The organism is Pantoea cypripedii (assembly GCF_011395035.1).
Classification (GTDB): domain Bacteria; phylum Pseudomonadota; class Gammaproteobacteria; order Enterobacterales; family Enterobacteriaceae; genus Pantoea; species Pantoea cypripedii_A.
On the sequence record NZ_CP024768.1, the window covers coordinates 2,250,359 to 2,269,019 of the forward strand.

At 48.2% G+C, this 18,661-nt stretch carries 17 protein-coding genes; 6 read left to right on the forward strand and 11 right to left on the reverse strand.

The window, feature by feature from the left end:
* Positions 1–37: 37 nt before the first annotated feature.
* Entirely contained in the window at positions 38–2,638 is a 2,601-nt protein-coding gene (gene topA / locus CUN67_RS10455) for a type I DNA topoisomerase (protein WP_208715222.1), read from the reverse strand.
* 370 nt (positions 2,639–3,008) lie between these two features.
* Here topA and CUN67_RS10460 point away from each other — a divergent pair, with 370 nt between their 5' ends.
* On the forward strand, positions 3,009–3,257 hold the full coding sequence (locus CUN67_RS10460; RefSeq protein WP_208715225.1) for a DUF2498 family protein: 249 nt from the start codon (positions 3,009–3,011) through the stop codon (positions 3,255–3,257).
* A 26-nt stretch (positions 3,258–3,283) separates the two neighbouring features.
* On the opposite strand, the gene sohB is transcribed toward CUN67_RS10460, so the two are convergent.
* Positions 3,284–4,330 (reverse strand): protease SohB, encoded by a 1,047-nt coding sequence (sohB, locus tag CUN67_RS10465; protein ID WP_208715227.1) that lies wholly within the window; start codon positions 4,328–4,330, stop codon positions 3,284–3,286.
* A 176-nt stretch (positions 4,331–4,506) separates the two neighbouring features.
* Here sohB and CUN67_RS10470 point away from each other — a divergent pair, with 176 nt between their 5' ends.
* Both CUN67_RS10470 and cobO read left to right on the forward strand, forming a co-directional pair.
* Entirely contained in the window at positions 4,507–5,271 is a 765-nt protein-coding gene (locus CUN67_RS10470; RefSeq protein ID WP_208715228.1) for a YciK family oxidoreductase, read from the forward strand.
* Positions 5,268–5,858: a cob(I)yrinic acid a,c-diamide adenosyltransferase gene (gene cobO / locus CUN67_RS10475; RefSeq protein ID WP_208715230.1), complete on the forward strand. Its 591-nt coding sequence runs from the start codon at positions 5,268–5,270 to the stop codon at positions 5,856–5,858. Before CUN67_RS10470 ends, cobO begins: the two co-directional genes overlap by 4 nt.
* A gap of 38 nt (positions 5,859–5,896) precedes the next feature.
* Here the strand turns inward: cobO and rluB are convergent, their stop codons facing one another.
* Positions 5,897–6,769 (reverse strand): 23S rRNA pseudouridine(2605) synthase RluB, encoded by an 873-nt coding sequence (gene rluB / locus CUN67_RS10480; RefSeq protein WP_208715232.1) that lies wholly within the window; start codon positions 6,767–6,769, stop codon positions 5,897–5,899.
* 112 nt (positions 6,770–6,881) lie between these two features.
* On the opposite strand from rluB, the gene CUN67_RS10485 reads away from it, so the two are divergent.
* Positions 6,882–8,561: a site-specific integrase gene (locus tag CUN67_RS10485; RefSeq protein WP_208715234.1), complete on the forward strand. Its 1,680-nt coding sequence runs from the start codon at positions 6,882–6,884 to the stop codon at positions 8,559–8,561.
* Positions 8,562–8,599: 38 nt separating this feature from the next.
* Here CUN67_RS10485 and CUN67_RS10490 read toward each other — a convergent pair whose 3' ends face one another.
* The 8 genes from CUN67_RS10490 to CUN67_RS10525 all read right to left on the reverse strand — a co-directional run bounded on the left by CUN67_RS10490 (position 8,600) and on the right by CUN67_RS10525 (position 15,165).
* Positions 8,600–8,788 (reverse strand): hypothetical protein, encoded by a 189-nt coding sequence (locus CUN67_RS10490; RefSeq protein WP_208715236.1) that lies wholly within the window; start codon positions 8,786–8,788, stop codon positions 8,600–8,602.
* Positions 8,789–10,046: 1,258 nt separating this feature from the next.
* Complete coding sequence (locus CUN67_RS10495; RefSeq protein ID WP_254711331.1) at positions 10,047–12,167, reverse strand: tape measure protein; 2,121 nt, start codon at positions 12,165–12,167, stop codon at positions 10,047–10,049.
* Positions 12,167–12,517 carry a hypothetical protein gene (locus tag CUN67_RS10500; RefSeq protein ID WP_208713472.1) on the reverse strand — a complete coding sequence of 117 codons (351 nt, stop codon included), beginning with the start codon at positions 12,515–12,517 and terminating at the stop codon, positions 12,167–12,169. Before CUN67_RS10500 ends, CUN67_RS10495 begins: the two co-directional genes overlap by 1 nt.
* 115 nt (positions 12,518–12,632) lie before the next feature.
* Positions 12,633–13,337: a hypothetical protein gene (locus CUN67_RS10505; RefSeq protein WP_208715238.1), complete on the reverse strand. Its 705-nt coding sequence runs from the start codon at positions 13,335–13,337 to the stop codon at positions 12,633–12,635.
* Between the two features lie 154 nt (positions 13,338–13,491).
* Positions 13,492–14,301 carry a hypothetical protein gene (locus CUN67_RS10510; RefSeq protein ID WP_208715240.1) on the reverse strand — a complete coding sequence of 270 codons (810 nt, stop codon included), beginning with the start codon at positions 14,299–14,301 and terminating at the stop codon, positions 13,492–13,494.
* Positions 14,276–14,476 (reverse strand): hypothetical protein, encoded by a 201-nt coding sequence (locus CUN67_RS10515; RefSeq protein WP_208715242.1) that lies wholly within the window; start codon positions 14,474–14,476, stop codon positions 14,276–14,278. The genes CUN67_RS10510 and CUN67_RS10515 overlap by 26 nt, the downstream gene beginning before the upstream one ends.
* Positions 14,473–14,715, reverse strand: coding sequence for a hypothetical protein (locus CUN67_RS10520; protein ID WP_208715244.1), 243 nt, complete (start codon positions 14,713–14,715; stop codon positions 14,473–14,475). Before CUN67_RS10520 ends, CUN67_RS10515 begins: the two co-directional genes overlap by 4 nt.
* Positions 14,716–14,727: 12 nt before the next feature.
* Positions 14,728–15,165, reverse strand: a complete 438-nt coding sequence (locus CUN67_RS10525) for a hypothetical protein (protein ID WP_208715249.1) — start codon at positions 15,163–15,165, stop codon at positions 14,728–14,730.
* Positions 15,166–17,230: 2,065 nt separating this feature from the next.
* On the opposite strand from CUN67_RS10525, the gene CUN67_RS10530 reads away from it, so the two are divergent.
* Together CUN67_RS10530 and CUN67_RS10535 are read left to right on the forward strand one after the other, a co-directional pair.
* A complete protein-coding gene (locus tag CUN67_RS10530) occupies positions 17,231–17,602 on the forward strand; it encodes a hypothetical protein (RefSeq protein ID WP_208715251.1) in 372 nt (123 codons plus the stop codon).
* A gap of 18 nt (positions 17,603–17,620) precedes the next feature.
* Positions 17,621–18,646: a major capsid protein gene (locus tag CUN67_RS10535; protein WP_208715253.1), complete on the forward strand. Its 1,026-nt coding sequence runs from the start codon at positions 17,621–17,623 to the stop codon at positions 18,644–18,646.
* The last annotated feature ends 15 nt before the right edge of the window (positions 18,647–18,661 follow it).

Sequence of the window (18,661 nt, forward strand, 5' to 3'; positions counted from 1 at the left end):
ATGGGAAAAAGGCCAGCAAACGCTGGCCTTGAGGAGATTACTTCTTCGCTTGCTGCCATTTGCCGTCGATATAGAAGGCGGACCAGCCGGTCGCTTTGCCTTCTTTTTCTGAGGCGACGTATTGCTGCTTAGTCTTGCGGCTAAAGCGCACCATCGTTTTATTGCCTTCCGGATCGGCGGCAGGCGCTTCTGCCAGATATTTCAATTTTTCCGGCAGGCGGTCGGCGAAACGCTGTAACTCTTCCACCAGCGGCGCACGGGTCTCGCGCGATTTCGGGAAGGTATTGGCAGCCAGGAACACACCCGCGGCGCCATCACGCAAAACGAAATAGGCATCCGATTTCTCGCACTGCAGTTCCGGCAACGGCACCGGATCTTCCTTCGGCGGCGCGACTTCACCGTTACGCAGGATTTTACGGGTGTTTTTACACTCGTCGTTGGTACAGGCCATGTACTTACCAAAACGCCCCATTTTCAGGTGCATTTCAGAACCACATTTTTCGCATTCAACGATGGGGCCGTCATAACCTTTGATACGGAACTCGCCCTGCTCAATTTCGTAGCCGTCACATTCCGGGTTGTTACCACAGACATGCAACTTGCGCTGATTATCAATCAGGTAGCTGTCCATCGCAGTGCCGCATTTCTGGCAACGGCGGCGGGCGCGTAATGCGTTGGTTTCCGCATCATCGCCTTCCAGCACGTTCAGCACTTCGTTTTCCGGGATCAGGTTGATGGTCTGCTTACAACGCTCTTTCGGCGGCAAGGCATAACCAGAGCATCCGAGAAATACGCCGGTGCTGGCAGTGCGAATACCCATCTTACGTCCGCAGGTTGGGCAATCGATGGAAGTCAGCACCATCTGGTTCGGCTGCATGCCGCCCTCTTCCGGTTCTTTCTCGGCCTGATCCAGCTGCTGGCTGAAATCGCTAAAGAAAGAATCCAGTACGCCCTTCCATTCAGCCTGATTATTCGCCACCTGGTCGAGGCTATCTTCCATGTGCGCGGTGAAGTCGTAATTCATCAGCTCGCGGAAATTCTCTTCCAGACGATCGGTGACGATTTCACCCATCTTTTCCGCGTAAAAGCGACGGTTCTCAACCCGCACATAACCACGATCCTGAATGGTCGAGATAATGGATGCATAAGTAGAAGGACGGCCAATACCCCGTTTTTCCAGCTCACGCACCAGCGAAGCTTCGCTGAAACGGGCTGGCGGCTTGGTAAAGTGCTGGCTCGGCAGCAACTCTTTGAGATCCAGCACATCGCCAACATTCACCGGCGGCAGTGTCAGATCTTCATCATTTTTACGCAGCGCAGGCATGACACGAGTCCAGCCATCAAAGCGCAAAGTACGTCCTTTGGCTTTCAGTTTGAAATCAGCCGCGCCAACGGTCAGCGTGGTGGAGTCATACTGAGCCGGCACCATCTGGCAGGCAACAAACTGACGCCAAATCAGCTGATAAAGCTTCTGCGCATCGGCTTCCATATCTTTCAGTTTATCCGCCACCACCTCCACATCAGAAGGGCGAATCGCTTCGTGCGCTTCCTGTGAATTATCTTTGCTGGCGTAAGTGTTTGCTGTCTCTGGCAGGTATTTCTTACCAAAATTCTGGTCGATATAACCGCGTACCATGGCGATAGCATCCTGACTCAGGTTGGTGGAGTCAGTACGCATATAAGTAATGTGGCCCGCTTCGTATAGACGCTGTGCCATCATCATGGTTTTCTTCACACCGAAGCCAAGACGCGTGCTGGCAGCCTGTTGCAGGGTTGATGTAATAAAAGGCGCAGAAGGCTTGCTGCTGGTCGGTTTATCTTCACGATCCAACACGTCATAGCGGGCTTTCTGCAGCAATGCCACCGCCGCATGGGTCTGTTCACGGTTAACCGGGCGGAACGCCTTATCACCCTGATGCGTCACCTGCATTGCCAGCGCATCGCCTTTTGGCGTGACTAAGTCAGCATCAATTTCCCAGTATTCTTCCGGGACGAAGGCTTTGACTTCGCGCTCGCGCTCCACGACCAGACGCACCGCCACTGACTGCACACGACCGGCAGACAAGCCACGGGCGATTTTCTTCCATAGCAGTGGAGAAACCATATAACCCACCACACGGTCCATAAAACGGCGCGCCTGCTGGGCATTAACACGTTCGATATTCAGTTCGCCCGGTTTATCAAACGCCTGACGAATCGCATTTTTGGTGATTTCGTTAAACACCACGCGGCTAAAACGCTTGTCGTCGCCACCGATAACCTCGCGCAGATGCCAGGCAATGGCTTCCCCTTCGCGGTCAAGGTCGGTTGCGAGATAGATGTGGTCAGCATCGGCAGCAAGGCTTTTCAGTTCTGAAACCACCTTCTCTTTGCCAGGCAGAATTTGATAATCCGCCTGCCAGCCATGCCATGGATCCACGCCCATGCGGTTCACCAGCGCGGCTTTTTCATCTTTCTTTACCTTCTTACCGGCGGGTTTCGCTTTTTCCCCGTCGGCACTTTTACGGGTCGTTGAACCACTGGTCGGCAAATCACGGATATGACCGACGCTGGATTTCACCACGTAGTCATTACCGAGGTATTTATTGATTGTTTTGGCCTTTGCCGGGGACTCAACGATGACGAGTGCTTTACCCATATGTACCTTTACCTAATTGAAACGTCCTGATAAACGGGAGAGGATTGGAGACCCTAAAACCCAATGGGTTCAATATTGCTGCCACTTTTTCACTTTTCAAGGCAACCGGGACAATCTCAGGTCAGATTGCATCGACTTATGCAACTTTATGATTAGGAGCGAGTTTTCCATCTGACAGTATCACACATCCCGGTGTGATCTCCCTGAAATCTGAATCGCCCACACTCTACCTGATAAAATCCGTTACGCAACTTAATTAGCACTCTGTTTAATTTTGCGCCAGTTTTGTCTGTTGCCACGGATTTGCACCTGCCACTCGCTGGCAAGTAATATAGAAGGAGAAAAGTGACTGTCAAAAAAGGAGTGAATAATGTCAGCATTTACGGAATCCATTTCACGCCAGGTGTTACTGGAAAAAGCCAATCTGCTTATCAAAGAACACGATGATTATTTCGCCGGTATGGAAGCCAATGAGGTCCTCCAGCAAGGCGAGGTATTGGTGTTTCGCGGCCCGTTCTTTCTTGATGAACAAGGCTTACCCACGGCCAAAACCACTGCCGTATTTAACGTGTTCAAATACCTGGCGGTGACCTTTTCTTCCCACTATCACCTGGAATAAAAAAACCCGGCCGGAGCCGGGTCGTTTTACAGTAGCGGCTTATTGCCACGCTGCCACATTTTCAGAATTACCCGCTCCGCTGCCAGGCTGGCGCTATGGGTCACGCGATCGATCATTTTGCGTTTGCGTGCATAGTGCACGCCGAGCACGGTAAAACGATCCATCTGATGGATAATCAGCGCATCGCTGGTGCCAATTTCGTCAACCAGACCCAGATCCAATGCCTGGCGACCATACCAGTGCTCACCGGTCGCGACCTTCTCCAGATCGAGCGTCGGGCGCATCTGATGGACAAAATCTTTAAACAGCTGATGCGTTTCGTTCAGATCTTCGCGAAACTTTTCCCGCCCTTCATCGGTATTTTCACCAAACAGCGTCAGGGTACGTTTGTACTGACCCGCGGTGTGCAGCTCCACATCGATATCGTTACGCTTCAGCAGACGATTGAAATTGGGGATTTGCGCCACAACCCCGATCGAACCAACAATCGAGAAAGGTGCCGCAACAATGCGATCGGCCACGCACGCCATCATATAACCACCGCTGGCGGCGACCTTATCGACCGCTGCCGTCAGCGTCAGGCCCGCATCACGTAACCGTTGCAGCTGCGATGCCGCCAGGCCATAGCCGTGCACCACCCCGCCGGGGCTTTCCAGTTTCAGCAGCACTTCATCGCCCGGAGTGGCCACTGCCAGCACGGCGGAGATCTCTTCACGCAGCGAACTGACTTCCCCGGCATCCATACTGCCTTTAAATTCCAGCACATAGAGCGTCGGTTTTTCCGCTTCCGCCACACCGGCTTTGGCATTGCGTTTGGCGATTTTTGCTTTCTGCTTCTCGTCTTTTTTATGCTGTTTCAGCCAGACTTTTTGCATCTGCGGCTTCATTTTCGCCAGCTGCAAATCTTCTTTCATCTGGCGGTAGTCTTCATCCAGATGGGTTAAGCGCAGCTGACCGCCGCTGTGACGTTTACGCAGCGCCGCATTGAGCACAATCAGAACAATAGCTGCGATCGTCACCACCACGGTGACGGCCTTGGCCAGAAATAATCCATAGCTGGAGAGTAAATCCATTCTGCCGCCTTATTAAACAGTGAATTACAGACAAAGGCTGAGTTTACCCGCTTTGCTGACGTTCGTCGCCTGAATTGCCTGCAGGCGGCACAGAATGCACGGTTGAGCGATTGCACCGAACGCCATTTTGAGGCATAAAACCCAAAAACCTTCTGACCTGTGCAAAGGACATCGCTGTGCATTATCAACCTAAAAGCGATCTGCTGGAAAATCGTATTATCCTGGTCACCGGCGCTTCTGACGGCATTGGCCGCGAAGCTGCCTTAACCTATGCGCGTTATGGCGCGCAGGTGATCCTGCTGGGCCGTAATCCGGATACGCTGCAACAAACGGAGCAGGCGATCAATCGGCTCAACAAAAAACCTGCTTCATTCCTGCTGCTGGATTTCGCCCATGCCACGCCAGAAAGCTGCCAGCACCTGGCACAACAGCTGGCCCAGCAGGTGCCGCGCCTTGATGGGGTGCTGCACAACGCTGGCATTCTCGGTGAAATTGTGCCGCTTGCCGAACTGGAGCCGCATATCTGGCGTCAGGTGATGCAAATTAACCTTGATGCCACTTTTTTTCTCACCCAGGCCCTGCTGCCATTACTGCTGAAATCCGATGCCGGCTCCCTGATCTTCACCACTTCCAGCGTAGGCCGGGTTGGCCGTGCGGGCTGGGGGGCTTATGCCGTGTCAAAATTTGCCACCGAGGGCATGATGCAGGTATTGGCTGATGAATATAAAAATCGCCATTTACGGGTGAATTGCATCAATCCAGGCGGCACTCGCACCAAAATGCGCGCCAGCGCCTTCCCGGACGAAGACGCCAGGCTGCTGAAAACCCCGGCTGATTTGATGCCGCTCTACCTTTATTTAATGGGTGATGATAGCAGACGAAAAACCGGCATCAGTTTTGATGCGCAGCCAGGACGCAAACCCGGACCGGCCAGCGCATGAGTGAACAACGTCATCAGCAACGCCAGCAGCGTTTAAAAGAACAGGTCGATGCCCGTATCGCCGCCGCCAGTGAAACCCGTGGCATCCTCATCGTGTTTACCGGTAATGGGAAAGGCAAAACCACGGCAGCATTTGGCACCGCCTTACGCGCCTGTGGTCATGGTAAAAAAGTCGCGGCAATTCAGTTTATTAAAGGGGAATGGCCCAACGGCGAGCGTAATCTGCTGGAGCAGCATGGGGTGGAATTTCAGGTGATGGCTACCGGCTTTACCTGGGAAACGCAGAACCGGGCCACGGATACCACTGCCTGCCAGCAGGTGTGGCAACACGCGCAACGCATGCTGGCGGACCCGCAACTGGATCTGGTGATTCTTGATGAGATCACCTACATGGTCAGCATGGATTATCTGGATCTGGATGAATTGGTGACTGCCTTGCTGCAACGGCCACTGGAGCAAACGGTGATCATTACCGGTCGCGGCTGCCATCGTACATTGCTGGAGATGGCCGATACCGTGACGGAGATGCGCCCGGTAAAACACGCGTTTGATGCCGGAATTCAGGCCCAGCAGGGCATTGACTGGTAAAAACAACTGACGCCGCAAAAGCGGCGTCAATTCTTCAATCAGGAACCGCGTTTACTGCTACGACGTGGCGAGTTGCTGACCTGGCTGTGACGTTTCACTGCACGGCGAATCTGGTTCGCTTTCGTGCGACGGCGATCTTTCTCCACTGCGACTTTGGTCACCGTCTCTTCCGGCATCTCAACCAGGGTGCGCAGATAGTTTACCGCCGGTAACTCCAGCTCCATCCAGCCACCACGCGGCAGGCCTTTAGGCAGCTGAATATCACCATAACGCACACGCATCAGACGACTGACCTGCACGCCTACCGCTTCCCATAAACGACGCACTTCACGGTTACGGCCTTCGGTGAGCGTAACGTTGTACCATTGGTTGATACCTTCACCACCGGCAAAACGCAGGGTTTTGAACGCGGCAGGGCCGTCTTCCAGCTGCACGCCTTTGCTCAGCTGGCGAATTTTATCATCGCCGACTTCACCGAACACACGTACCGCGTATTCACGTTCAACTTCACGGCTCGGATGCATCAGGCGGTTCGCCAGTTCACCATCGGTGGTGAACAGCAGCAGGCCGCAGGTATTCACATCCAGACGACCCACGGCAATCCAGCGCGAACCACGCAGGCGCGGCAGGCGGTCAAACACCGTCGGACGACCTTCCGGATCGTTGCGGGTGCAAAGCTCACCTTCCGGTTTGTAATACGCCAGCACCCGGCACACTTCCGTGGTGGATTCCGCGATAGAAACCACGTGGCCATCAATACGGATCTTCAGGGATTTATCATTTTCGATGCGATCGCCCAGCGTCGCCAGTTTGCCATCAACGCTGACGCGTCCGGCAGAAATCATGGTTTCGATTTCACGGCGCGAACCATGACCGGCACGCGCTAATACTTTCTGTAGTTTCTCGCTCATTGAGCTGCCTCGTTGTCGCCTTCCCAGACGTCAGATATACTTCTATAAAACAAGGGTTTAGCTATAACTCACAACTAACCCTATGATATGTAACCATTTTACGGTACACAGCATGGCAAACAATGTGTCACACAAACTGTCACACACGATGATTCGTGGCCGCACATACTACACGAACTTTAGGCTAAATGATTCAACTAGTTTAGTTCGTATTTCTCTGGGTACAGACAGCTATAAACAAGCCGAAATACTCATGAATCAGGTGCGCCCTTTCATCCCCCTGGTTCAGAATGGCTCTATGAGTGTGGATGAGTTCAAACGCCGCTTGCAGGGCTTCAGAACTGCCACCAAAAAAGATTTTGATGAATTCCTTCTTAACTGGCTACGTGGCGGTGTGGAAGAGGCTCAAAGGCTTCCTGAGCTGGGGAGAATGCACAAGCAAATTACAGGCCAGCCATTATCCCCACAGGAGACGGCCACAGAGGCGAAAGGATATGCTGATTACTACACAGGGAATATGTACAGCGGCAATGATATGACCGCCAGATCCATGCTTGCCGCCCTTAAACTGAAGCAGTTGGAGGTTGGGGAAACTGACCTTGAGCAGATAAACGCCGTAGCAAGTCAGGTAGATATGAATCAGGCCCTGATGTCACAGGCTTACCATGCATTTTACAGCGGGGAGCTTGCCCGCTATCGCCAGTTGGTGGATGCAATGAAAGCACAACTACAGGAAGCAGAACAGGCACAGGAGCCACCAGCCCCCACAAAATCTAAGAAGGTTAAGGAACAAGCTAAAGATTCCCCCTCAGAGGCCCCTACAACCTCCTGTATGACCTTATCTGAGGCTTGGAATGGGTATGTGAGGGATAAGGGCCAGAAATGGCGTAAACAGACCGCTAATGAGAATCAGCGGTTCTATGAGGTGCTGTTTCATGTTGTTGGTGATATCCCGGTGAACCAGATCACCAAACAGCACATCAGAGAATCGATTGAGGTAACGGCAAACTTACCCACCAGAACAAAACTACCATATTCCAGAATGAGTTTGTCAGAGTGCATTGAGTATGACGCACCAGAGGACGATCTGATTACATCGGAGCATGTACACAAGCATCTGAAGCTATGGCGATCTATCCTCAAAACTTACCTTGTCGATCAAAAAGACATTCTTGAAAAGTCGCCTACCGATGGGATCACGTATGAGGTGAAATCTAACCGAGGTGGGAACTACACAGCCAGCGAGTTAAAACACCTGAAAGACAAATTCTTTGGCATGGCTGATGACAATTGGCGCAAGTGGTACTTTTTAACGTTGATCTATACCGGTGCCAGGCGTTCTGAGATCGCCGATTTGAAAAAGGAACACATCAGACTCGATGAGGAAACAGGGCGACGGTACATCTTCATAGAAGAAGGTAAAACTAATCATTCGCGGCGTAAGGTGCCGATCCATAAAAGTATTGAGGCCGGGCTATTAAACCAAATCGCCCCGATCAAGGATTCAGATCTTGTATTCGGTAACCTCCCCAACTACACAAGCGTTACACTTGATTGGGTTGATATGATGAGGGAGCTACAGATCTCTGATCTGAATGAGTTTGGTCTAAAGAGGCGGGTTCACTCATTAAGGCATACGTTCATTTCTAATGCTATCGCCACAGTGGGGAACTATTCACTGGTCCAATTCGTGGTGGGACATAGCCAGTCCCAGGGGTTAGGCATTACAGCGCGTTACACTCATACACCGCCACTAAAGGACCTACTCCCGGTTGTGGACTCCCTACCATAAATATTCATGTTAACCGCCCCGCCACAGCGCGGGGTTTTCTATTGGCCTTCTGCACGTCCATTTTCTTCACTCTCCCGCATCGCTTTTGCTAAAGCTAACTGAAAGCTGAATGTCAGTTGAGAACGGCTGATCTTTACGCCATCCACAAGAATAAAAGTTGGATAGGCCGTAACGGAATGTCCCATGAAAGCGAATGTCACAGGATGAGACTCATCATCTTTAAGCATTATCATTCACCCGTTCAACACGGGGATATGTCCCCGAAAACGATCTGATGATTGATCATAAAATGATCATTTTCAATAGGTTATGTTTGTTTTTCTTTGGGTGTTACTCTTTAGGATTGTGGCTAGATAGTATCGTGTCATTTCTCACACTATTTACCCTGGATTTACGCCCTGAACAGGCAAGATAAGTGAATACGAGAAAATATCCTGGGTTTGGATATCGAGGCTAGGCGCAGAAACCCACCCCTAAAATGATAACGATTATTATTCTCAAATATCGAGAGGCTTTGGCTTACAGGCTCCCTGTGCGGGCCTCCATGAGGCGCTCTCACTCACACCCTCCCTACCCTATTACCAATGGATTAGAGACTTTCTGAGGGACTTACAGCGAGGATATGAAAGATTATGAATGTGACCACAGACCAGGAGTGCTTATACAGTGGTTTATACAGTGTGTATTTAACATATTACCTGTAATGCGCCCTTATTTAACAATCACGCAACAGGACAGACCTCTATTCTTTCAGTGCTTACACATCAATGAAGGCATAAGAGTACCACTTTCCGCACTCTTCTCCCCCGCCATGAGTACATCATTGAGAGATAACTGTATCCCCGGTTAGCCTGTGGATAAATGAAATTGCCTGTGGGTAAATTCAGGCTGATTTGTCTGTTTACGCTCTTTTGACCTTCAGGGTCTTTCAGAGGCTGGAAGCCTCCATTTGTGGGCGAAAAGACAATATTGCGCCTGTGGCGCGACATCAGGCCAGCCCCGGAGGGGATGGGTGAGAATGAGAATGAATCCATTCTCATTTGATACTGATTCTCATTTGCATTTAATAGCAATTCTCGTTTGGAGAATTTTTACTTTGAGGTGATCAGGGTGTTTTCTGTGAAAGTTGACAAGCACCCTACTTTCTCTTCCCTCATACAATAAAAATTGAATCCTTATTTCCCAATAGCTTACAGATAGTTTACCACACATCAAGAGAGCTGGGGGAGTCCCGTCTGTACTGGTCACCACTTACCATTGCTCATTATTCATACAGAAAATAAGCCCTTTTCAGCCATGAGTGAGGTAATAAATCAGCATTTACCGGGTATTTAAACTGATTTAATAGCCCTGTTTAAACTGATTTATTCACTCTATTTAAACTTACTTTTTAGCAATAAAGAAAAACCCCGGCACTGAGGCCGGGGCTGTGTTGATGAAAGGAATCGGTAGGTAGGGTAATAGATTAAGATTAAGTCCGTACACTCAGCCCGGACCACCCTGCATCAGGAGGTTGAAGTTTTGAGTATCGTTAAACTTAATCTCAGACTGGATCAGGTCCTTCACCTTCCCATCGTTAACGGTATTGGTGATATCGATTTTCAGTGGCTGAGAGAGCCAGGCCGGGGGTGTCATGAATGGATTACCAGCCGGGTTAGCGCTCAAACCAGGGGGTGTGAACGTCACGTTTGGCTGATTGCTGCCGCTGGTAGCCAATGAGTTAAGGTCAACAGCCTTAGAAACCTGGTTGGCGTTTCTCCACTCATCGAACACGTCTAACAGTCCTACCGGTTTTGGCATATTCGCCGGGATAGGCTGATTGCCATTCTCTGCGATCTTATCGTCACCCCTCTGGAAAACGTTTGAATACAGAACGTTTCCGGCCATCATGACATCGCCTAAAAGACCAATCTTAGCCAGTCTGCCAGCCGATCCCCATTTGGTGATACCACCTGTTGGTTTTGCTGTAGTAGGCGCATCTGGGGCTTTAGGGTTTGGTGTATTGCCTGATGGGGTTGCCGTCTGCAAGCCACCTAGCTTACTGATCCCTTCCAGCACAGCTAACAGCTTCGTTAGCGGGTTCATAAAGCCAATGATGTACTTCAGCGCCCCGCCCAGCTTCCAGATACTTGCAGCGAAGGCTGTAACACCAATCGCATATGCCGCCATTGAGGCCCATGAGGACATCTCCTCACCGGTCACACCCATCTTTTTCAGGTAGTACTCTGTAATCCGGGCAGTGAAGACAACAGCGTCATGCAAGCCTGCAAACGCATCTGTGGCACCATCAACAACCTGACCGGCAATATGGCCCCACCAGCGAAAGGTATCAGCGTTATTGTTAAGGAAAGCAGTCAGAGTGTTGAATAGATCCGTTGTGGCTTCACCAAAACCGCTTTTGTAAAACTCATTCATTGATGCCTGCATCGCGGTCTGTAGTCTTTGCCATGAGGCACGGTTTGACTTCATCGCCTTATCCAGGGCACCACCATTTCTGGCTGTCTTCGCCATCTCTTTACCAACATATGGGAGAATGTCTTTGGCGAATAACTGGCCTGACTGCATCAGGGCAAAAAGGTCTTGCTCAGTCAGATTGGTTGTCCCCTTCATATCATTAAGGGCTTTAACAAAGATCCCAACGGCACCTGGGAGAGCCTCACTTAACTGACCTTTCAATTCCTCAGACATCACAGTGCCCTTACTCGCCATCTGCTGGATAGCGGTGAAAGCCCGACTCTGCTCATCTGTGGTTGTCCCCAGAACAGTTCCGTACTCACTCACAGCACTAAAAATCTGATGGATTTGATCGGTTGGTAGCTTCTGGCCGATCGATGCAGCGAATTGTGTGTAATCCTTAGCTGTAGATGTCAAATCCAGCCCTAAGCGATTAGCCTGATCCTGTAAGAAAGCAAACTCCTGATTAGCCTTGTCTGCTGATCCGGTGATAGCGGTTAGACCAGCTAACGCGCTGTCGAAGTTTCTGCCTGTATCCAGGATCTTTCCGCTTAGGGCAATTGTTGCCCCAATGGTTAAAGCGCCTTTTGCATGATCTAACAGTGTTGTATCGAGTTTCTCGACCTTTGCGGTTACGGGTAATGTGGCACCTTTCATCCCTACCTTGCCCTGCTGCCTTACCTGGGACTGGAGAGCGGCAACCTTCGCGTTATACTCCTGCAATCCGAGCTTATTCCCGTGAAACCGGCGTGTCAGGTCACCAAACGAGCTGAGCGCCTCTGCTCGCTGCTTTCCGCCAATACTGGCGTTACTGATAGCGGTATTGAAGCGGATAGACTTAGCGCGAATCTGCTGCAATTTACGTTCAGCAGCAACCCTTGCCGCTGCTGCCTCTTTCTCTGCTTTAGCGGCTGCTTTAGATGCCTGAGATTGCGCCTGTGTGGCTTTCGCAGCCTGTTGGGCTTGTCTCAGCGCTTTGGTCGATTGATTAACCTCTGCATTGATTTTCAGTGGCTTGACGGATTTCCCAACTTTTTCCCATTCAGATTTAACAGAGCGAATCTTTTTCAGTGTTTCCTGATAGGATCCTTTATTTACAGAAAAGGAAACATCATTGACTGTTTTAGTCACTATTACATTTTCACCTGCCATTATTTACCCCCTTCCAGTTTGGTAGCAATCAAGCTGCGGCAAGCCTTGTTAATCTCAACCTTAATTTTTCCATTTACTGATTTAGTCAGGAGGCTAATAGGGCGATTATTCGCGCTATATCCCTGATCCTTGTGAGTGAGGGCGATACCTCTGCTCTTAATTTTCTTGCCATTAGAAGAGGCTTTCAGAATGCCGTCCCCAAACTGGTCAATGAGTTTATCCAGATCCTGCATTGCATCAGATGATTTCTTAATAAAATCCTGTACCTGTTCTTTCTGCTTCTGGATATTCGCAGCGGCTTGGGCTTGCTTAATCTGCGCCATCAGGTTGTTGTAAGCTGTCTGTGACATAATAAATCCTTAGTGGAATATTTTTGGGATTATGTTGAGGTGATCCAAAATCAGGAACACCACGTAAATAAAAAGGGGGCTGGTTATAAGAGTTAAAATGAAACCCGGCAGAAATTTAATTTGCTTTGGAATTCTCAAATGTTTTTTCTTTCTCAAATAACTTCTCTTTCTCAAATGTTTTTTCTTTCTTGCTGGTTATGTTCTTTGCTTTCCATGCCTTTTTGCTCTTACCGATCATCTGGCGTATTTCAGCACGACCGGAAGCAATCAGGGGGATGAGTTTGTATTTAACAGTGTCGTCTTTCCAAATCGGGTCTTCTACATATCGTTCTGAGCGTAAATTTCTTAAGACTACTTCCCACGGTAAAATCTGTTGTTCAAGATATTCACTATTCTTAAGTTCAAGAAGTTTTCTTGTCATCCGCAAATCGAGTCCCAGATGTTCAGAAATAAGATCAATGCTCATTCCCTCTTTCTTCATTTGTTGGGCCATCAGGCTTTTTTCAACTAAGCAGATCGGCTTTTTTAGGTAACGTCTTGGATTATATAATCGCTTTTGCTGTAACACGTAAGGGATTGACACATTAAAGGCATCCGCTATGCTTTTTGCTGAGTGTCCAAGGATGCACGCTTTTCTAATCTTAGCTATGTGCTCCGCTGTCAGTTTTAATTCATCTCTTATCTTATGCTTAGGCTTCTGGTTTTGAATTTTAAAAGCCATCTCTGCGATCTTGTCTTCTTCCTCTGGGGTGAAAACGGTTGTAATGAAATTTGGGGTAATAACATCATTGGTTTTACTTTTAGATGGTATAGCAGGCATAGGGGATTCTCCACAATGGGTAAAAGCGGTAAGGAAATCGGGTAGGAATATCGGGCAGGTCAATATTTTATTGTTGGACAGTATTTGAGTATTGAAGGAAAATACAGAGATAAGCAGTTCAGGGGTAAGCAGTTCAGAGGCAATCAGAAATGTGTCAGAAGGCGGGATCTAATTCCCATTCATTTGATTTGGGTTCTGTCTCATAAGCCCTGATGAGCTGTCCCTTAACCTGGAGGTATTCACCATCAAACCTGCCTACGTCCATGTTTATTTCACTGCCAGCACTATGACCAGACTCAACAACAGTAAGGCAGACGTCATCATTTGCTCCTGTTAATTTAACTTCTCTCCCTGTAATCCCTGCAATCCCTGTAATCTCTGTTAATTCCACATCAGAATCATATAACTGAATATCAGGCCCGTTATCGTCCAAATCCAGATTTCTGATGATCGCTGTGCTTTCCAGAGTGTTGTTCTGATGTCCACTTGCGCTATTAATAGATCCTGCATCTTCTCTCTCCACAGGTACGGCATTTGGTAAAACAGCTTTGGTTAATTTCCCTCGTTGGCTGCGTGTTGTAGCTGGCTTAACTGCCGGTATTGAAATTTCTGTTAACTCTTCACTGATTGGAAGGACAATCAACAAATCCACATCGTAAGCACCACGTCCAACACATTCGATTAACCCGGCCTGTTTCATAGCCAGTATGGTGCGTGAGGCTGTCTTAGGTGACGACATCAGATAATCGGCTAATTCAGATTGTCCAACCTGAGAGGGCTGGCCTTTTTTAATATGACCGTTTGTCATCTTTTGATCACGGTTAAATGATGCAATAAGGTCATAAGTCAGTGCCATTTCAAGAGTCATCTTTACACCGTTATAACTCTTGATACGGCGTAAGGTGCGGGAGGATTTTACAAAGTCACGGCTATAAAGGTTATTTAACTGGGTTGTTTCTATCATCAGGGTATTCCTTACCTTTGGAATTTACGGTTTTAACAAAGTCGCTCACAGCGCGTTTAATGATTGTGTGTGCAGAGCCGTATTTACGGGTTTCAGCTAAGGAAAAAATAACCGCCATTTCTTCATCAGGGAAAGAAAGTTTAATCTCTCTCTGTTTGGAGCCATTATTACTCATAATTCAATCTCCTGTAATGCAGTCAAGATTTCTGATTTTTCAAATCCGTAACAGAAAAAACCTCTCCACCAACAAGAGGTCGCACAAATACCAGGATTTCCAATCGTGACATATTCATTATCACTCATGCCATCCAGCATTTCGGCGACTTCTTCTTGTTCTGAATCGGAAAGTGAGTTGACAATAACAGAGGCGTAACAGGCAAGCGGAGGGGAATCACTCAGATCCTTATAAACCATATTTAAACTCCATTAAACAATTACCGGATATTCTGATGTCAGATCTTTGAACCGGCCAGCGGCCTCGATCATGAGCATCGCCATAACCTCATCATATGAGAGAGCCAGCCCGCGAGACTCGAAAAGATTTTGATAGCCAACAACAACTGACGCTTGGAAGTCTGTCCCGGCATGCTGGTTAACTGCAACCTTGAGGGCTAGCTGATCTTCAAGATCCAGAGGTTCAGCATTCTTCTTGAGACGCTCAGCCTGTCGGATAACTGCACGAACAGGGTTTTCTGTCTCGTCTAAGGCTTCCTGAATGTTGGCAGCTTCTTCTATCTTACCGGCTTTCAGGAATCGGCTACGGCTTTCGGCCAGTGATTTGCGAGTAATCTTGCCAGCGTCCAGACGATTGATTAAGGCCTCAACGCTGTACTTATCGTTGGCTGAATTAATTGCTGTTGCCATATTGAAAACTCCTTCTGAAGTGTGTATAGTTAAATGGGATTTTTTTAATTTGATGTTAATCATCAAACCACAATATATAGTTTATCATCTGCCATCAGGAATTGCAACAATTTTCTTGATTTTTCTGTTGCGCTCTGATTACCGATATGCTATTATTAGAGGTTGTCTGTTTTATGACTTAGGAATCCTGCGTACAATCGATTCTAAGCGCCTCAGTTGCTGTGGTAATACATCGCCTCATCTTTTCTAAGAAAGTGGCTGAGAATGGCGCTGGTGAAGCCTAGTAGGGTTTGTGTCTTCGCGGCCCCCACCCCGCCGCCATCGTGTCACCTTCGCATCGCTACGGTGTTCCAAAGGGTCTTGCTCGCTGTGCGAGCGCTGCCAAAGAGACGCGTCTGTAAGACGCTTTAAAGAGATCAGTCTTTCCAATCAATCTACGATTAATCCTCTAACACTCTTTAAAGTTCTTTTGCTGTGCATAAGGGCATAAGCCCTCTTATGGTGTGGCTGTTAGTCTTATGGTCTTTTATTATTCTTATAGTACGTCAATTTGACTGAACTTTTATGGTGAAGTTACGTCAATTTGACCGAACTTCAGAAAGAGGGTTACGTCAATTTGACTGAACTTTTATAGTATGCCTAATAGATTCCTCACCCGGTCAGTCTCACCCTGTGGAATACTTACCCTGTGGAATATCCAATCAATTAAAATTTCAAACTATCTACCTTCCTGTCTTCCTGCCCTTCACTGTGTGGAAACCCACAAGATCATAATCGCGCTGTGCGACCAAAGGGGAGAGCGATTATAAAATAATGGGTTTAATGATCGGTAAACGACGAAGGAGTGTGAGATCATAATATTGATTGTTTTATGATCGGTAAGTGAAGGATGAACGTGAGATCATAAGATCATAGGTTTTAAAGACCGGTAAGAGCGAAGGCTCGTGAGGTCTTTGTAGTTATATATAAGTCTTGTGTAGTTGACGGACTACACAGCCCCCGGGTGGATCAGACTAACCTCTGACTCTCACAGATTTACATACCACACATAAAAATAGAATGCAATTATTTTTGACAATTTTAATTGTTACTGATAAAATAGACACTTAGGTTGAGAGAGATGATTAAAATCCATTACGCAACCTCTCAATCTAACTTACTCCCCGGGTATGCACCGGCGTGTATGCAAAAGCCTATAGAGGGGAATAACCGGGGACTGTCTCCCCCCGGCCCCTCACCTAAACGACTGCTGAAATAATTATTTCAATCACTCCCGCCAAAAGGGTTTTCTCATAATTCTAGTGAGAATCCTTCTGGCGATAGTGAATGTAACTTTAGACATTACGATTATTGCTGCGCATTGCTAAATCTCCTTTTGTAATATCTCCTTCTAATCATAGGTCTTGCCACGCATCAGGGCCTATTCTAGAGGGAAATTATTTAATTCATTCACACCAAATAATACCTTCACAATCTTCTTTCTCCGTGTAAAAAACGGGGCACCCTGCAAGCCTGGTAACCTTGTATGGGGATAAAGCACAGGCGGCAACCCTGCCTATGTTTTCCGGCGCGTGTGGTTATAACGCACCGTTTTCTATATTCCTTGTCTGGTGAGCTGCAAGCGCAAATTGCATAGCCATTCAGGGAATACAGAAAACGGCCTTAGACCGTTATGGGATTCCACCAATCCGCAGACAATAAAAACTCAATTCATTCTCCTTCCTCGACCCGCTACTCCTGCGGGTTCTTTTTTGAGTTTCCTCTCTGGTTACACTGACCATCCCCGTGGGAGTTATTTCCATTGAGGGAACTCAAGAAAGAATTATTCAGGACAGATTTAAAAAGATTTATCCAGTGTGGGAAATACCCCCATCTGGAATAACCGCGCCAGAGGGCGAGAGAGAGCCGGATCAGCAAGGGCGGCAAGACCGCCGCCCTTCTATCCACCTGCGTTTCTCTCCCTTCCAGATATTCAGATAAGGCCGTCTAAGGCATTCGCTTTTACAATGCGGCCCCCCTCAATTGTGGCTCTCCCACATAGCAATAACCCTCAAGGAAAAATCCAATGAAAACCAGCATTTCATACCCTGTAACCCAGGGCGATGTCATTGTGGCTTATGCCTCATCATTATTTGACCGTACAGAAGTAACCGCGCCAAGCCTCCCGGCTGATGTGTATTGCGGCGATATTCTGGATAGTTCAACTTTCGCGCTGTACGACGCAGCAGCGGCGGATCCTGGTGTGCCATTTATCAACCTGTCCAACATGAGCGCAGACGGCAAACCTAAGACGCTGGTGATTGTGGATCGTCACGTTGTAGTGACTGACTTCGCTTTGCGTGCAAAAGACGCAGCAAGCAAGACCGCCGCACTAACCCGCCTGACCGCTGACGGCTCAATCCGTCTGGCTGTTAACGCTGACTTCTACAACGCATAAGAATAAGGACATCAAGAAATGACAATTAATTTCAAAGACTTTGAGAAATTAGATACAGTTGCAGCAATTAAATCAGCACCTCAAGCAAATTTCCTGCTGACTGATCTTAATCTGTTCCAGAACAGTAATTCTCTTAACCCGGTTGCTCAGGTTAATGACCTGGTAGAGAAGGCTGTAGATGAGCTGAAACAGGTTTCACGCTATGGCACTGATACAAACAGCATTTCTATGAGCAAGCCTGTTCTGCGTAGCCAGGAAATCCCAACTGTGCATACCTCAGCGGATGTTAAACCCGCAGACTGGCAGGGCCTGGTCAGTGCTCAGAACCCCGATATTGGTGCAAGCATCACAGAAGTGATCGCACAGAAAGCAATCCGCATGCGTGATGCAAAACTGGAATATGTGGAAAAGGCGTTAGCTAAAGCACTGTTTGAACAGAAAGCCGATGCAAGCAAAACGGATGATGGCGATTTGGACTTCAATAGCATCATGGGTGTTACACCACTTGATTTCGAGCTTGACGCCGCTATTGGCTCTTCAATCTATCAACAATTTGGTCGGATGAAGCGCCAGTTGGTAGCTCAGTATGGTGCGGCACGTTCCTATGTGGACCGTTTCTATATGTTCTGTTCTCCAGAACTGTATGACGCTATCGCGGGTCACGTAGAAGTCACCAGCCTGATTACCTCTAAAGTGGCTGAAGCCGCACGCGGCGCGCTGATTGCTGATAATACTTCCGGCTATGATTCGTTCACCATCGGTTCGACCACCTTCGTGTTGGCTGACGATGACCGCTACACCATCGCCGCCAACTCAGGTTTAATTGTTCCTAAATTTGGTGCAGCATCAGCCGATGTAAATGCCTTTAAAACAATTACTGGTCCATGCTCACGCAATCAGACGATCGCCACTAAAGGCGCTGTGTCTGACCTGTACCAGTGGATCAACACCGATAAGAACGGAATGATCGAGATTAACCAGGAGTTCTCAATGATTCCTCTGGTATTGCGTCCAAATTATATGATGAATGTAACCATCGCATAACCGTTGCATAATCAT

Excerpts from the sequence above, each read along its gene's own strand:
- rluB (WP_208715232.1), bottom strand. The coding sequence starts at position 6,769 with ATGAGCGAGAAACTACAGAAAGTATTAGCGCGTGCCGGTCATGGTTCG.
- CUN67_RS10515 (WP_208715242.1), bottom strand. The coding sequence starts at position 14,476 with ATGAGTAATAATGGCTCCAAACAGAGAGAGATTAAACTTTCTTTCCCT.
- CUN67_RS10530 (WP_208715251.1), top strand. The coding sequence starts at position 17,231 with ATGAAAACCAGCATTTCATACCCTGTAACCCAGGGCGATGTCATTGTG.
- CUN67_RS10485 (WP_208715234.1), top strand. The coding sequence starts at position 6,882 with ATGGCAAACAATGTGTCACACAAACTGTCACACACGATGATTCGTGGC.
- CUN67_RS10510 (WP_208715240.1), bottom strand. The coding sequence starts at position 14,301 with ATGATAGAAACAACCCAGTTAAATAACCTTTATAGCCGTGACTTTGTA.
- CUN67_RS10505 (WP_208715238.1), bottom strand. The coding sequence starts at position 13,337 with ATGCCTGCTATACCATCTAAAAGTAAAACCAATGATGTTATTACCCCA.
- topA (WP_208715222.1), bottom strand. The coding sequence starts at position 2,638 with ATGGGTAAAGCACTCGTCATCGTTGAGTCCCCGGCAAAGGCCAAAACA.
- CUN67_RS10520 (WP_208715244.1), bottom strand. The coding sequence starts at position 14,715 with ATGGTTTATAAGGATCTGAGTGATTCCCCTCCGCTTGCCTGTTACGCC.
- CUN67_RS10490 (WP_208715236.1), bottom strand. The coding sequence starts at position 8,788 with ATGCTTAAAGATGATGAGTCTCATCCTGTGACATTCGCTTTCATGGGA.
- CUN67_RS10495 (WP_254711331.1), bottom strand. The coding sequence starts at position 12,167 with ATGGCAGGTGAAAATGTAATAGTGACTAAAACAGTCAATGATGTTTCC.
- CUN67_RS10525 (WP_208715249.1), bottom strand. The coding sequence starts at position 15,165 with ATGGCAACAGCAATTAATTCAGCCAACGATAAGTACAGCGTTGAGGCC.
- sohB (WP_208715227.1), bottom strand. The coding sequence starts at position 4,330 with ATGGATTTACTCTCCAGCTATGGATTATTTCTGGCCAAGGCCGTCACC.
- CUN67_RS10500 (WP_208713472.1), bottom strand. The coding sequence starts at position 12,517 with ATGTCACAGACAGCTTACAACAACCTGATGGCGCAGATTAAGCAAGCC.
- CUN67_RS10535 (WP_208715253.1), top strand. The coding sequence starts at position 17,621 with ATGACAATTAATTTCAAAGACTTTGAGAAATTAGATACAGTTGCAGCA.
- CUN67_RS10460 (WP_208715225.1), top strand. The coding sequence starts at position 3,009 with ATGTCAGCATTTACGGAATCCATTTCACGCCAGGTGTTACTGGAAAAA.
- cobO (WP_208715230.1), top strand. The coding sequence starts at position 5,268 with ATGAGTGAACAACGTCATCAGCAACGCCAGCAGCGTTTAAAAGAACAG.